Origin of the sequence: Burkholderia sp. B10, from assembly GCF_004368385.1 — a bacterium.
In the GTDB taxonomy this organism is placed as follows: domain Bacteria; phylum Pseudomonadota; class Gammaproteobacteria; order Burkholderiales; family Burkholderiaceae; genus Burkholderia; species Burkholderia vietnamiensis.
The window spans coordinates 28033-42199 of the sequence record NZ_PQMX01000009.1 but is presented as its reverse complement, the minus strand read 5'-3'; the positions used below and the strand labels follow the sequence as shown (position 1 = coordinate 42199).

The 14167-nt window shown below is 67.5% G+C and carries 15 protein-coding genes; 4 read left to right on the top strand and 11 right to left on the bottom strand.

The window, feature by feature from the left end:
- The first annotated feature begins 66 nt into the window (after positions 1–66).
- Positions 67–537: a tRNA (uridine(34)/cytosine(34)/5-carboxymethylaminomethyluridine(34)-2'-O)-methyltransferase TrmL gene (gene trmL / locus C3Y15_RS07015; protein WP_014723697.1), complete on the top strand. Its 471-nt coding sequence runs from the start codon at positions 67–69 to the stop codon at positions 535–537.
- Here the strand turns inward: trmL and C3Y15_RS07010 are convergent.
- The 5 genes from C3Y15_RS07010 to C3Y15_RS06990 form a co-directional block, all read right to left on the bottom strand.
- Positions 510–1070 (bottom strand): O-acetyl-ADP-ribose deacetylase, encoded by a 561-nt coding sequence (locus C3Y15_RS07010; protein ID WP_124259938.1) that lies wholly within the window; start codon positions 1068–1070, stop codon positions 510–512. The genes trmL and C3Y15_RS07010 overlap by 28 nt on opposite strands.
- Before the next feature lie 121 nt (positions 1071–1191).
- Positions 1192–2190, bottom strand: coding sequence for an NAD(P)H-dependent glycerol-3-phosphate dehydrogenase (locus C3Y15_RS07005; RefSeq protein ID WP_034192543.1), 999 nt, complete (start codon positions 2188–2190; stop codon positions 1192–1194).
- A 26-nt stretch (positions 2191–2216) separates the two neighbouring features.
- Positions 2217–2696 carry a protein-export chaperone SecB gene (gene secB, locus C3Y15_RS07000; RefSeq protein WP_011658008.1) on the bottom strand — a complete coding sequence of 160 codons (480 nt, stop codon included), beginning with the start codon at positions 2694–2696 and terminating at the stop codon, positions 2217–2219.
- Positions 2697–2804: 108 nt separating this feature from the next.
- On the bottom strand, positions 2805–3065 hold the full coding sequence (gene grxC, locus C3Y15_RS06995) for a glutaredoxin 3 (protein ID WP_059475378.1): 261 nt from the start codon (positions 3063–3065) through the stop codon (positions 2805–2807).
- A complete protein-coding gene (locus C3Y15_RS06990) occupies positions 3062–3484 on the bottom strand; it encodes a rhodanese-like domain-containing protein (protein WP_011886112.1) in 423 nt (140 codons plus the stop codon). Before C3Y15_RS06990 ends, grxC begins: the two co-directional genes overlap by 4 nt.
- Before the next feature lie 145 nt (positions 3485–3629).
- Between C3Y15_RS06990 and gpmA the strand changes: the two genes are divergently transcribed.
- From gpmA to C3Y15_RS06975, 3 genes are all read left to right on the top strand, one after another.
- Entirely contained in the window at positions 3630–4376 is a 747-nt protein-coding gene (gene gpmA, locus C3Y15_RS06985; RefSeq protein WP_011886113.1) for a 2,3-diphosphoglycerate-dependent phosphoglycerate mutase, read from the top strand.
- Between the two features lie 248 nt (positions 4377–4624).
- On the top strand, positions 4625–6166 hold the full coding sequence (locus C3Y15_RS06980) for a S41 family peptidase (protein WP_011886114.1): 1542 nt from the start codon (positions 4625–4627) through the stop codon (positions 6164–6166).
- Positions 6167–6293: 127 nt separating this feature from the next.
- Positions 6294–7046, top strand: a complete 753-nt coding sequence (locus tag C3Y15_RS06975; protein WP_011886115.1) for a HesA/MoeB/ThiF family protein — start codon at positions 6294–6296, stop codon at positions 7044–7046.
- Between the two features lie 71 nt (positions 7047–7117).
- Here the strand turns inward: C3Y15_RS06975 and ptsP are convergent, their stop codons facing one another.
- The 6 genes from ptsP to C3Y15_RS06945 all read right to left on the bottom strand — a co-directional run bounded on the left by ptsP (position 7118) and on the right by C3Y15_RS06945 (position 14146).
- Entirely contained in the window at positions 7118–8890 is a 1773-nt protein-coding gene (ptsP, locus tag C3Y15_RS06970; protein ID WP_014723702.1) for a phosphoenolpyruvate--protein phosphotransferase, read from the bottom strand.
- Between the two features lie 199 nt (positions 8891–9089).
- A complete protein-coding gene (locus C3Y15_RS06965) occupies positions 9090–9359 on the bottom strand; it encodes an HPr family phosphocarrier protein (RefSeq protein WP_006477716.1) in 270 nt (89 codons plus the stop codon).
- 75 nt (positions 9360–9434) lie between these two features.
- A complete protein-coding gene (locus C3Y15_RS06960; RefSeq protein ID WP_011886117.1) occupies positions 9435–9905 on the bottom strand; it encodes a PTS fructose transporter subunit IIA in 471 nt (156 codons plus the stop codon).
- A gap of 211 nt (positions 9906–10116) precedes the next feature.
- Entirely contained in the window at positions 10117–11073 is a 957-nt protein-coding gene (gshB, locus tag C3Y15_RS06955) for a glutathione synthase (protein ID WP_011886118.1), read from the bottom strand.
- 25 nt (positions 11074–11098) lie between these two features.
- Positions 11099–12388 carry a glutamate--cysteine ligase gene (gene gshA / locus C3Y15_RS06950; RefSeq protein ID WP_014723704.1) on the bottom strand — a complete coding sequence of 430 codons (1290 nt, stop codon included), beginning with the start codon at positions 12386–12388 and terminating at the stop codon, positions 11099–11101.
- 243 nt (positions 12389–12631) lie between these two features.
- Positions 12632–14146, bottom strand: a complete 1515-nt coding sequence (locus C3Y15_RS06945; protein WP_014723706.1) for an ammonium transporter — start codon at positions 14144–14146, stop codon at positions 12632–12634.
- Positions 14147–14167: the final 21 nt, after the last annotated feature.

Here is a 14167-nt window from a genome sequence, read left to right as displayed (position 1 = left end):
GAACCGGCCGGCCGGGAACGAGCAGCAGCGTTGCTCCGCCCCGGCCGGCCCAGCCAGACCCAACCCATGTTCAACGTCGTTCTCGTCGCCCCCGAAATTCCGCCGAACACCGGCAACGTGATCCGCCTGTGCGCGAACACCGGCGCGCGCCTGCATCTGATCGAGCCGCTCGGCTTCCCGCTCGACGACGCGAAGATGCGCCGCGCGGGCCTCGACTATCACGAATACGCGGAAATGCGCGTGCACCGCGACTGGGATGCGTTCGTCGCGGCCGAGTCGCCCGATCCCGCGCGGATGTTCGCGTTCACGACCCGCGGCTCGGGGCGCTTCCACGACCACGCGTTCGTACCGGGCGACTGGTTCGTGTTCGGCTCCGAAACCCGCGGACTGCCGGCCGAGCTTCTCGAGCGCTTTCCGGGCGAGCAGCGCGTGCGCCTGCCGATGCGGCCCGGCAACCGCAGCCTGAACCTGTCGAATACGGTGGCCGTGGTCGTGTTCGAGGCTTGGCGTCAGGCCGGCTTCGAAGGCGGCGCCTGAACGGCGGCGCGCGGCCGCGCTAGATGCGCGCGATAGAGGTCGTAGATGTCCGGCGCAAAGCACGCGAACACCACACGTGCGAGGTTCGGCGCCTGCGGCAGCATGTCGATTACCGTGCCGACCGCGATGTCGACGGCGTGTTCAGCCGGATAGCGGTACACGCCGCAACTGATCGCCGGAAACGCGATCGACGTCGCGGCGACTTCTTCGGCGAGTTCGATGGCGCGCCGGTAGCACGACGCGAGCAGCTCGGGCTCGCCGCGCGCACCGCCGTACCAGACGGGGCCGACCGCATGAATCACGTAGCGCGCCGGCAGCCCGTGCCCGCGCGTGAGCTTCGCGTCGCCGGTCGCACAGCCGCCGAGCGTACGGCATTCGGCCAGCAGCCCGGGGCCGGCCGCGCGATGGATCGCGCCATCGACGCCGCCGCCGCCGAGCAACGAGCCGTTCGCGGCGTTGACGATCGCGTCGACGTCGAGCGTGGTGATGTCGACGAGTTGCGCGTCGAGCGCGGTGGAACCGATCTGCAGCATGACGCTCTCCCGAAAGCTATGGCGACGGTTCGAGCGTAATGCGCTTTCGCGCCGCGCGCGTTGCGCGAAGGCACGCGGGCGCGAGAACGGCGCGCTGCGCCCGCACCGACGCGTCAGCGCGTCATTCGGCGCGCGCGTCGCGGCGCAGCAGCCCGCTCACCGCATCGCGCGGTGCGACGCCGTCGAACAGCACGCCGCACACGGCCTCGGTGATCGGCATTTCGATCGCCTGCGCGTGCGCGAGTGCGAGCACCGCCTGCGCGCAGCGCACGCCTTCGGCCACGTGGCCGAGCGCGCCGAGGATGTCGGCCAGCGAGCGGCCGGACGCCAGTTGCAGCCCGACCGTGCGATTGCGCGACAGGTCGCCCGTCGCGGTGAGGATCAGGTCGCCGAGGCCCGTGAGGCCCGTGAAAGTTTCCGCCCGGCCGCCGAGCGCCACGCCGAGGCGCGACATTTCGGCGAGGCCGCGCGTGATCAGCGCGGCGCGCGCATTGAGCCCGAGCCCGAGGCCGTCGGCGATGCCGGTGGCGATCGCCAGCACGTTCTTCACCGCGCCGCCGACCTCGACGCCGACCACGTCGTCGCCCGTATAGATCCGCATCGCGCCGTGATGGAACGCCGCAAGCGTGCGCTCGCGGCACGCGGCCGACGCGCTGGCGACCGTCAACGCGACCGGCAGCCCGAGCCCGACCTCGCGGGCGAAGCTCGGCCCCGACAGCACGCCGTTGCTGCGCTGCTCGGGCAGCTCGGCCGCGATCACCTGGTGCGGCAGCAGATGCGTGTCGGCCTCGAAGCCCTTGCACACCCACACCACGTGCGCCGGTACGCAGCGCGCGTCGCGCATTGCGCGCAACAGCGTGCGCAGCCCGGCCACCGGCGCGCCGATCACGCACAACGCGTCGTCAGCGGCGCCGTGCGCGAGCGCGGCGTCGAGATCGGCGTCGTAGCGCAGCGCATCGGGCAGCGCGATGCCTTCCAGATAGCGGGAATTTTCGTGCCGGGCCTGTAGCCCGGCGATCAGCGCGGCGTCGCGCGCCCAGAGAAGCGTATCGTGCCGCGCGGCCAGATGGCCCGCGAGCGCGGTGCCCCAAGCACCGGCGCCGAGAACGGCTACTTTCATACCCAGCACCGGTCCGGAGTGAAACGTCAGTTCAGCGTCGTGCCGTTCGGCGCGCCGGCCGCACCGGCCTGCTGCTGAAGCTGCGCGAGACGCTGCTCGTACAGCGCCTGGAAGTTGATTTCCGCGAGGTGAATCGGCGGGAAGCCCGCACGCGTGATCGCGTCGGCGATGTTCGAACGCAGGTACGGGAACAGGATCGTCGGGCAAGCGATGCCGACGAGCGGATCGAGCTGTTCGTCCGGAATGTTGCGGATGTCGAAAATACCGGCTTGCTTCGCTTCGATCAGGAACGCGACCTTGTCCTTGACCTTCGCGGTGACGGTGCCCGACACGACGACTTCGAACACGCTTTCCGCGAGGCGCTCCGCCTTGACGTCGACTTCGACTTCAACCGACGGCATGTCCTGCTCGAGGAAGATCGCCGGCGAATTCGGCTGCTCGAGCGACATATCCTTCAGGTAGACGCGCTGGATGTTGAAGAACGGTTGGTTTTCGACGTCGGACATGGTGTTTCCCTAAAAGTGGTGACGAGGCGGCCCGGCTCGATGCCGGCCGCCGCGGTTGGATCCTGCGCGCCAAGAGCCGCGGCGCGGCCGGCGGCCATTCTGCCCTAATCAGGCCGCTTGCAGAAGCGGCAACAGGCCGCCTTCGCGATCGAGCTTCGACAGATCGTCGTAACCGCCGACGTGGGTGTCGCCGATGTAGATCTGCGGCACCGTGCGGCGGCCCGTGCGCGTCATCATCTCCTCGCGGCGGGCCGAATCGCGGTCGATCAGCACCTTTTCGATCTGCTCGACGCCGCGCAGCTTCAGCAGACGCTCGGCCTGCATGCAATACGGACACACCTGCGTGCTGTACATCAGAACCTTGTTCACTTCGCCACTCCTTGTTTGACGACCGGCATCCCGGCCTGCTGCCACGCGGCGACGCCGCCTTCGAGCACGTGCACCTCGGCATAACCTGCCGCCTCGACCTCGCGCGCCGCCTTCTGCGACTGCTGGCCGTTCTGGCAGACGAGCAGCACCGGGGTGCTCTTGTTCTTGGCGATCTGCGCAATTTTCGCGCCGAGCTCGCCCGCGGCGATCTGGCGCGCCGACGGCAGATGGCCGGCGGCGAATTCGGGCGCGGCGCGCAGGTCGATCACGACCGCGTTGCGGCGGTTGATGAGCTGCGTGGCTTCCGCAGCCGACAGGCCGCCGCGGCCGCGACGCAGCACGGGCCACGCGAGCAGGCCGCCGGAAACCAGCAGGATCGCGATGAGGGCCAAGTTCGTGTATTGAGTAAAGAACGTCACTGAATGCCGCCGGAAAGAGAAGAAAGAGAGAAATCGGGAAAGGACAATCCCGCCATTATAAAATAACCGTCTTGCGCGATGGCGGACCCCGATCGGGAGCCGCGCGACGCGCCCCGCTTCCCTATCACTACCGACCGCAAGATCCATGTACAAACTCGTTCTCATCCGCCACGGCGAATCGACGTGGAACAAGGAAAACCGCTTCACCGGCTGGGTCGACGTCGACCTGACCGAACAGGGCCGCAACGAAGCCTACCAGGCCGGCGCATTGCTCAAGGAGGCCGGCTACACGTTCGACATCGCGTACACGTCGGTGCTCAAGCGCGCGATCCGCACGCTGTGGCACGTGCAGGACAAGATGGACCTGATGTATCTGCCGGTCGTTCACTCGTGGCGCCTGAACGAGCGCCACTACGGCGCACTGTCGGGGCTGAACAAGGCCGAAACGGCCGCGAAGTTCGGCGACGACCAGGTCCTCGTCTGGCGCCGCAGCTACGACACGCCGCCGCCCGCGCTCGAGCCGACCGACGAACGCGCGCCGTTCAGCGATCCGCGCTACGCGAAGGTGCCGCGCGAGCAGCTGCCGCTCACCGAATGCCTGAAGGACACGGTCGCGCGCGTGCTGCCGCTGTGGAACGAGTCGATCGCGCCGGCCGTGCGCGCCGGCAAGCAGGTGCTGATCGCCGCGCACGGCAACTCGCTACGCGCGCTGATCAAGTACCTCGACGGCATCTCGGACAGCGACATCGTCGGCCTGAACATCCCGAACGGCGTGCCGCTCGTCTATGAACTCGACGAGAACCTCAAGCCGATCCAGCATTACTACCTGGGCGACCAGGACGCGATCGCGAAGGCGCAGGCCGCCGTCGCGAAGCAAGGCAAGGCGGGCTGACGCCCGTCGCGCCGGGCGGCCCGCGCTGCGCGCGGCCTGCCCGGCGGGCGACGCGAACCTTTGCCGCCCCGGCGCTGTCGAAGCGGCTTTCGAACACCGCCGCGCGTGCGGCGGTGCGGCGCCGGAGCCGCTTGGCACCGGTTTTGCACCGGTTTCGCACCGTTGCACTGAGTAATCGGACGAACAGTTATACTTGTCCGCTACATCCCCGCTACCGCCACGCGCTTCCCGACCGCACCAGACTCTCTATGCGAATGAAATTGAAGAACATCGGCCTGATTGCCGCGGGCCTCGCCACGGGCGTATTCGCCACGCTGCAGATTTCGGCGTCGGCCGAGCAGACGGCCACGGCGCCGCTTCCCCTCGACCAACTCCGTCTGTTCGCGGAAGTGTTCGGCCAGATCAAGCGCGAGTACGTCGAGCCGGTCGACGACAAGAAGCTGCTGACGGCGGCGATCAAGGGCATGGTGTCGAGCCTCGATCCGCACTCGTCGTTCCTCGACAAGACCGACTACGACGAACTGCAGGAGCAGACCAAGGGCCGCTTCGCCGGCCTCGGCATCGAGATCTCGCAGGAAGACGGCCTCGTCAAGGTGATCTCGCCGATCGAGGACACGCCCGCGTTCCGCGCCGGCATCCGTCCGGGCGACCTGATCACCCGCATCAACGACAAGCCGGTGCGCGGCATGACGCTCGACAAGGCCGTCAAGCAGATGCGCGGCGAGCCGGGCACCAAGGTCACGCTGACGATCTTCCGCAAGAGCGACGACCGCACGTTCCCGGTCACGGTCACGCGCGCGATCATCAAGGTCCAGAGCGTCAAGATGAAGATGCTCGACCCGGGCTACGCCTACATCCGGATCACGAGCTTCCAGGAACGCACGACGCCCGACCTCGCCGCGAAGCTGCAGGACATCGCGCGTCAGCAGCCGAACCTGAAGGGCCTGATTCTCGATCTGCGCAACAACGGCGGCGGCCTGCTGCAGAGCGCGGTCGGCGTCGCCGGCGCGTTCCTGCCGCCGGATTCCGTCGTCGTGTCGACCAACGGCCAGATCCCGGATTCGAAGCAGGTCTACCGCGACACCTACGACAACTACCGTCTGCCCTCGTTCGACGGCGATCCGCTGAAGAATCTGCCGCCGATCTTCAAGACCGTGCCGATGGTCGTGCTGACCAACGCGTATTCGGCGTCCGCGTCGGAAATCGTCGCCGGCGCGCTGCAGGATTCGAAGCGCGCGCAGATCATGGGCAAGACGACGTTCGGCAAGGGCTCGGTGCAGACGGTGCGCCCGATGACGGCCGACACGGCGCTGCGCCTGACGACTGCCTACTACTACACGCCGAGCGGCCGCTCGATCCAGAACAAGGGCATCACGCCCGACGTGCCGGTCGATCAGTACGCGGACGGCGATCCGGACGACGTGCTCGTGACGCGCGAGGTCGACTACACGAACCACCTCGCGAACACGCAGGATCCGAACGAGAAGAAGGAACAGGAAGAGCGCGAGCAGCGCCGGATGGATCAGCTGCGCCTGCTCGAAGAGCAGAACGACAAGAAGACGCCGGAGCAACGCCAGAAGGATCGCGATCGCAAGCCGATCGAGTTCGGCAGCGCCGACGACTTCATGATGCAGCAGGCATTGAACAAGCTCGAAGGCAAGCCGGTGCAGGAATCGAAGTCGCTGCTCGCCGAAAGCACGACCAAGAGCCCGGCCGGCAAGGCCGCGTCCGCCGCGAAGGCGTCGGGCGCAAAGGCAGCCGCACCGAAGCCGGCGTCCGCGCCGCAGTAAGCCTCGGCCGGCATCCGACGGGCCATCGCGGGAAGACCGCGATGGCCCGTTTTTCATGTGCGCCTAGAATACGCAGACAGACGCCAAGGCAAGCGCGCCGCCGCCGGCATGCGGCGCCCGACACTCCATGAACGACGATCAACTCCTTCGCTATTCCCGCCACATCCTCGTCGACGAAATCGGCATCGACGCGCAGCAGCGCTTTCTCGACGCGCATGCGCTCATCGTCGGCGCGGGCGGCCTGGGCTCGCCGGCCGCGATGTATCTCGCGGCGTCCGGCGTCGGCACGATCACGCTGGCCGATGCCGACACCGTCGATCTCACTAACCTGCAGCGGCAGATCCTGCACGCGACGGCGTCGGTCGGCCGCAGCAAGGTCGAGTCGGGCCGCGACGCGCTCGCGCAGCTGAACCCGGAAGTGACGGTGCATGCGGCCGCGCTGCGCGCCGACGATGCATGGCTCGACGAACATGTGCCGCGTGCGAGCGTCGTGCTCGACTGCACCGACAATTTCGCGACGCGCCATGCGATCAACCGCGCGTGCGTCGCGCACGGCGTGCCGCTCGTGTCGGGCGCCGCGTTGCGCTTCGACGGCCAGATCAGCACGTTCGACTTCCGCGACGCGGCCGCGCCGTGCTATGCGTGCGTGTTTCCGGAAGACCAGCCGTTCGAGGAAGTCGCGTGCGCGACGATGGGCGTGTTCGCGCCGACGGTCGGGATCATCGGCGCGATGCAGGCCGCCGAGGCGCTGCGCGTGATCGGCGCGTTCGGCACGACGCTCAACGGCCGGCTGATGATGCTCGATTCGCTGCGGATGGAATGGACCACGATGAAGATCGCGCGGCAGGCCGACTGTCCGGTATGCGGCGGCCGGCACTGATTGCGTCATGCATGCGCCCGCGGGCGCCTGCATGACGTCGCGCCGCCATTGCAGGCGTGGCGACCTGCGGCCTAAGCCGCCGCGTCCGCGCGCGGCTCGGCGACCGCCAGGCGCTGGAGCGCCGCCTGCACTTCCTCCGGCTCGAACGCGGCCAGCACGTCGGCCGTCGGCTTCTCGAGCGCCTTCAGATGCGCCCGCAGGATCTCCTGCTTGACCACCAGCAACTGGCTGGGGTGCATCGAGAATTCCGTGAGCCCCATGCCGAGCAACAGACGCGTCAGCGCCGGATCGCCGGCCATTTCCCCGCATACCGACACCGCCACGCCCGCGCGCTTCGCCTCGCGCAGCGTATAAGCGATCAGATGCAGCACCGCCGGATGGAGCGGGTCGTACAGGTGCGCGACCGCGTTGTCCGCGCGATCGATCGCGAGCGTGTACTGGATCAGGTCGTTCGTGCCGATCGACAGGAAGTCGAAGCGCTTCAGGAACAGCGGCAGCGCGATCGCCGCGGCCGGAATCTCGATCATCGCGCCGACGCGCACGTTCGGATCGTACGCGAGCCCCGCATCGTCGAGCTGGCGCTTCGCCTCGCGGATCAGGTCGAGCGTCTGGTCGATTTCCTGCGCGTGGGCCAGCATCGGGATCAGGATCTTCACCTGCCCGAACGCGGACGCGCGCAGGATCGCGCGCAGTTGCGTGAGGAACATCTGCGGTTCGGACAGGCTCCAGCGGATCGCGCGCAGCCCGAGCGCCGGGTTCGGCGCCGTCTCGTAGCCTTCGTCGAGCGCCTCGAGCGGCTTGTCCGCGCCGACGTCGATCGTGCGGATCGTCACCGGCATGCCCTTCATCCATTCGACGGCGCGCTTGTACGCGGCGAACTGCTCCTCCTCCTCCGGCATCTGCTTCTGATGCATGAACAGGAACTCGGAGCGGAACAGGCCGACGCCAACGGCGCCTGCCTCGACGGCCGCCTTCGCGTCGTCGGGCAGCTCGATGTTCGCGTACAGGTCGATCTTGGTGCCGCACAGCGTTTGCGTCGGCGAGAACTTCAGCCGCTGCAGCTTGCGCTGCTCGAGCAGTTTCTCCGATTGCCGGTACGAATATTCCTCGAGGACGATCGGCGCCGGATCGACGATGACGATCCCCTGGTCGCCGTCCACGATGATCAGGTCGTCCTGACGGATCAGCGCGCTCGCATGCTGGACGCCGACCGCGGCCGGAATGCCGAGGCTGCGCGCGACGATCGCCGTGTGCGACGTGCGGCCGCCGAGATCGGTGACGAAGGCCTGGAACGACTGCGACTTGAACTGCATCATGTCGGCCGGCGCGATGTCGTGCGCGACCACGATCATCTCGTTCTGGCCTTGCGCGGCGGCACGGTCGAGCGCCTGCGACGCCGACGGCGCGCCGGCCAGCGCCTTCAGCACCCGCTCGACGACCTGCTCGATGTCGGCCTTGCGCTCGCGCAGGTATTCGTCCTCGATGTCGTCGAAGTGACGCGTGAGCAGCTCGAGCTGCTCGGTCAGCGCCCATTCGACGTTGTAGCGTCGCGTGCGGACCAGGTCGATGGTCTCCTGCACGAGCATCGCATCGCTGAGGATCATCGCGTGGACGTCGATGAATGCGCCGACTTCGGTCGGCGTGTCGTCGGTCAGGTCGGCACGCAGCGCCTCGAGCTCGCGATGCACACCCTCGCGCGCCGCGCGAAAACGCTCGACCTCGGCATCGATCTGGCTCGTGTCGATCAGGTAATGGGCGACGTCGAGCGCCGCCGGCGCGATCAGATACGCTCGCCCGATCGCGATACCACGTGAGACGGGAATGCCATGCAGCGTGAAGGACACGCGCACCTCCTCTGTACATGAAAAGCCGCGGCACACTGCTGCGATGCGCTTATGACCCCGGTCAGCGATTATAAATTCCGCGCCTGCCCGCTGGCTGCGAGCAGTGCAGCATTGCACCTTCCGCATCAATGCCGCGCGCGAAAAAAATGCCGCGGGAAACGCGGCATTCTGCTCGGAAACGGCAACGATCCCGCGACGCTCACTGACCCTCGCCGAACTTGTCGGCGATCAGCTTCAGCAGCGCGTCCATCGCTTCGCGCTCGTCCGGACCTTCGGTCTCGATCGTGACCGTGCTGCCGATGCCGGCCGCCAGCATCATCACACCCATGATGCTCTTCGCATTGATCTTGCGCCCATTGCGCGTCATCCAGACTTCCGACTGGAAGTTGCCGGCCAGTTGCGTGAGCTTGGCCGATGCGCGCGCATGCAGCCCCAATTTGTTGACGATGGTGGTTTCTTGTTGAAGCATGATTCTCGGTCGGGTCGGTCGAGGCCGCCGGCGACGTGCCGTCGGCGGGTCAGTCTAAAACGTGAATACGGGGCGTCAGTGCGATTCCGTGCGCGGCTGCGGCTCGGGCGGAATCGGCGCGCACTGCCCGCAGCCGGCTTCTGACGGCGGCGGCGGCGTGCCGGCCGCCACTTCGTGGACGCCCTTCGCGCCGCCGGACAGCGCCTTGTCGACGAGCTTGTCGAGCGGCACGGAACGGTAGCAGACGGCGCGCACGAGCATCGGCAGATTCACGCCGGCCAGCACGCGCACGTTCTCGAGCTTCGCGAGCTGCCCGGCGATGTTCGCGGGCGTCGCGCCGTACATGTCGGTGAGCACGACGACGCCGTTTTCTTCCCGCAGCCGTGCGAGCTCGGCATGCGCGAACGCCATCACCTGGGCGGGGTCGCTGTCGGCGAGTACGTCGATGCAGCCGATGCGTGCGGGCACGCCGCCGTAGATATGGGCGATGCAGTCGCGCAACGCGGTGGCGAGCGGCGCATGCGCGATGATCAGGATCCCGGCCATGTCAGACTGCCTCCGCCCCGTGGCGGGGCAACGAGCATAGCGAGTGGGGAAAACGTGTCATGTTCAGCCTTGCAACGGTTTCGGCCCGACCGCCGGGCCGTCGGCGCGCTGGTCGCGGCACCGGGCAGGCGGGCATTGTAGCAGGCCGGTCGAACCGCTCCGGCAGCGGTGGACCTGCGCGGCCGCCGCCGGGATTGCGCGCGAAAGCGGGCTACGCGGCCGCCCGCTCCAGCGCGTCGATGAACATCGCGGCGACGTCGAAGCCGGTCTGCTCCATGATCTCGCGAAAGCACGTCGGGCTCGTCACGTTCACCTCGGTCAGCCAGTCGCCGATCGCGTCGAGCCCGACCAGCAGCAGCCCGCGCGCGGCGAGCACCGGGCCGAGCGTCTCGGCGATCTCGCGATCGCGCGGCGTCAGCGGCTGCGCGACGCCGAGCCCGCCGGCCGCGAGATTGCCGCGCACCTCGCTGCCCTGCGGAATCCGCGCGAGCGAATACGGCACCGGCTCGCCCGCGATCAACAGGATGCGCTTGTCGCCGGCCTTGATCTCCGGAATGAACTTCTGAATCATCAGCGAGCGCGTGCCGTCATGGCCGAGCATCTCGATGATCGCGCCGAGGTTCATCCCGTCGGCCTTCACGCGGAACACGCCCATTCCGCCCATGCCGTCGAGCGGCTTCACGATCACGTCGCCGTGTTCGGCATGAAACGCACGCAGACGCGCCGCGTCGCGCGTGACGAGGGTCGGCGCGACGAATTGCGGAAACTCGCCGATCGCGAGCTTCTCCGAATGATCGCGGATCGACTGCGGCTTGTTGAACACGTGCGCGCCCGCCCGTTCGGCGAGCTCGAGCATCCAGGTGGCCGTCACGTACTCCATGTCGAACGGTGGATCCTTGCGCATCAGCACCGCGCCGAACGACGTCAGCTGGCGCGACTCGTGCGCGGCCGCCTCGTACCACGGATGGCGATGCAGGTCGGCCGTGTCGCCGACGATCGTCACGCGCTGCACGTCGGCCTCGACGCCCGAGCCCGTCCACGCGAGCTGGTGCGGCTGACACGTGTAGATCGCATGCCCGCGGCGCGCGGCCTCCGCCATCATCGCGTAGGTCGAGTCCTTGTAGATCTTGAAGCGATCGAGCGGGTCGGCGATAAAGAGAATGTCCATGCGGGTCCTGTACGTAGCGAAGCCGTTACACCTGGATGGCTTCGGGATCGGTCTTTTCGAGTTCGATCGACGCTGCGATCAGCGCCAGCCGTGCAACGACGCCGTACATGTAGAAGCGGTTCGGCGGCGCGGCGCCCGGCTTCGCGCCGGCATCCGGCAGCGCGGTGTGCTCGAAGCCGAGCGGCACGTAATGCATGCCCGGCGCGTTCAGGTTCTGGTCGCGCTCGCGGCCGCCGTGGGTGCGGTAGAAGCCGCCGACCACATAGCGGTCGATCATGTACACGACCGGCTCGGCGACTTCGTCGCCGACGCGCTCGAACGTATAGACGCCTTCCTGCACGATCACGTCGCGCACCGCGAGGCCGGCCTTCGACTCGGCCATCTGCGCGCGCTCGGCCTTCGACATGCGGCCGATCTCGGCCGCGTCGTGCACCGTCATCACGCCGCGCCCGGCGGTACCCGCATCGGCCTTCACGACGACGTACGGCTTTTCGCTGATCCCGTATTCGCGGTACTTGCGCGCGATCTTCTTCAGCACGCTGTCGATCGCGTCGGCGAGCGCCTGCTCGCCTTCATGCGCCTGCCAATCGACGCCTTCGACGTGCGCGAAGTACGGGTTCACCATCCACGGATCGACGCCGACCATCTTCGCGAACTTCTTCGCGACGTCGTCGTAGCACGAGAAGTGCGTCGACTTGCGGCGCACGGCCCAGCCGGCGTGCAGCGGCGGCAGCAGATACTGCTCGTGCAGGTTCTCCAGCACGGACGGAATCCCGGCCGACAGGTCGTTGTTCAACAGGATCGAGCACGGATCGAAATTCTTCAGGCCGAGGCGGCGCTGCGAGCGCTCGAGCGGCTCGAGCACGATCTTCTGGCCGTCGGCCAGCGTGATCGGCGTCATGTCGGTGATGCTCGGATCGAGCGAGCCGAAGCGCACGTTCAGGCCGGCCTGACGCATGATCGTCGCGAGCCGCGCGACGTTCTCGAGGTAGAACGCGTTGCGGGTCGGCAACTCGGGGATCACGAGCAGATTCTTGGCGTCCGGGCAGATCTTCTCGATCGCGGCCATCGCGGCCTGGACGGCGAGCGGCAGCACTTCGGACGGCAGGTTGTTGAATGCGCCGGGGAACAGGTTCGCGTCGACGGGCGCCAGCTTGAAGCCGGCGTTGCGCAGGTCCACCGAACAATAGAACGGCGGCGTGTGTTCCTGCCATTCGAGCCTGAACCAGCGTTCGATTGCAGGCGTCGCGTCGAGGATCTTCTGCTCGAGCTCGAGCAGCGGACCATTCAACGCAGTAACCAGGTGGGGAACCATGAATCACTCGCGAGCGGGAGAATGAAGATTGTAGAGCAATTGCCTTGCCCATTTGGGGATTGTTCCCGGCTTCACAAGGATTTGGAGGGGAGATTTCGGCTATTGACCCGATAGTCTGCAGGGTTATGCGCTACGGCAGCGCACGACAGGAGAAAAAAAGCCCGCCGGGTGGGCGGGCTGAAGTCGCTGCGCTCATTCGGGGCGGGCGCCGCATGCGTGGCGGCCCGCCGTGATTCGTACGACTTACTCGACGTGTTCGCCGTGCAGGATCACGTCCAGACCTTCGCGCTCTTCCTCTTCGGTCACGCGCAGGCCGATCGTCATGTCGATCAGCTTCAGCAGCACGAAGCTCAGCACGCCGCTGTAGACCAGCGTGATCAGCACGCCCTTCGCCTGCAGCAGCAGGCTGCCGTCCGCGCCGCCGATGTCCTTGACCGCGAACACGCCGGTCAGCAGTGCGCCGAGGATCCCGCCCACGCCGTGTACGCCGAATGCGTCGAGCGAATCGTCGTAGCCGAGCTTCGACTTGAGCCACGTGGCCGACCAGAAGCACACGACGCCGGCCGCGATGCCGATCACCAGTGCGCCCGTCACGCCGACGAAGCCGGCTGCCGGCGTGATCGCCACCAGACCCGCGACCGCGCCCGACACGATGCCGAGCACCGACGGCTTGCCCTTCGCGACCCACTCCGCGAACATCCAGCCGAGCGCCGCACATGCCGTCGCGACTTGCGTCGTCAGCATCGCGAAGCCGGCACGGCCGTCAGCCGCGACCGCCGAACCCGCGTTGAAACCGAACCAGCCGACCCACAGCATCGAGCCGCCGATCATCGTCAGCACCAGGTTGTGCGGCGCCATCGATTCGCGGCCGTAGCCGACGCGCTTGCCGAGCACCAGGCACGAGATCAGGCCTGCGATACCGGCGTTGATGTGCACCACCGTGCCGCCCGCGAAGTCGAGCACGCCGTCTGCCGACAGCCAGCCGGTCGGCTCCCACACCATGTGCGCGATCGGCACATAGACGATCAGCGACCAGAGCGCCATGAACACCAGCATCGCGGAGAACTTCATCCGGTCGGCGAACGCGCCGCAGATCAGCGCCGGCGTGATGATCGCGAACGTCATCTGATAGACGAAGTAGACCGACTCGGGGATCGTCGTGGCAAGATGGCTGACGGTCAGCGTGGTCGCCTTGTCGCCCTTGATGTAGTTCATCCCGTGCAGGAACACGCGCGACAGGCCGCCGATGAAGCCGTTGCCCGGCGTGAACGCGAGGCTGTAGCCCACCACCGTCCACAGCACCGTGATCAGCGCGGTGATCGCGAAGCTCTGCATCACGGTCGCGAGCACGTTCTTCTTGCGGACCATGCCCGCGTAGAACAGCGCGAGGCCGGGGATCGTCATGAACAGCACGAGCGCGGAGGAGGTGAGCATCCACGCGGTGTCGCCGGCGCTGATCTTCGACGAATCGACGGAGAACGGTGCGGTCGGCGCTGCCGGGGCGGCGGGCGCGGACGCGGCGGCGGCAGCCGATGCGTCGGCAGCGCCCGAAGCGGGTGCGGTGGCGGCGGCGGGCGCCGAGGCGTCCGTGGCGGCCGGAGCAGAAGCGGCCGGCGCGGCGGCGGCCGACGCGTCGGAAGCCGTGGCGGCAGGCGCGGACGCAGCGGCGGCGGAGGCCGCATCGTCAGCAAGCGCGGGGCCGACGCCGGCCGCGATCAGCGAGCCTGCCATCAGCAGGGACATCAGAAGTTTGCGCATCTCGGGTTTCCTCTTGTCGCT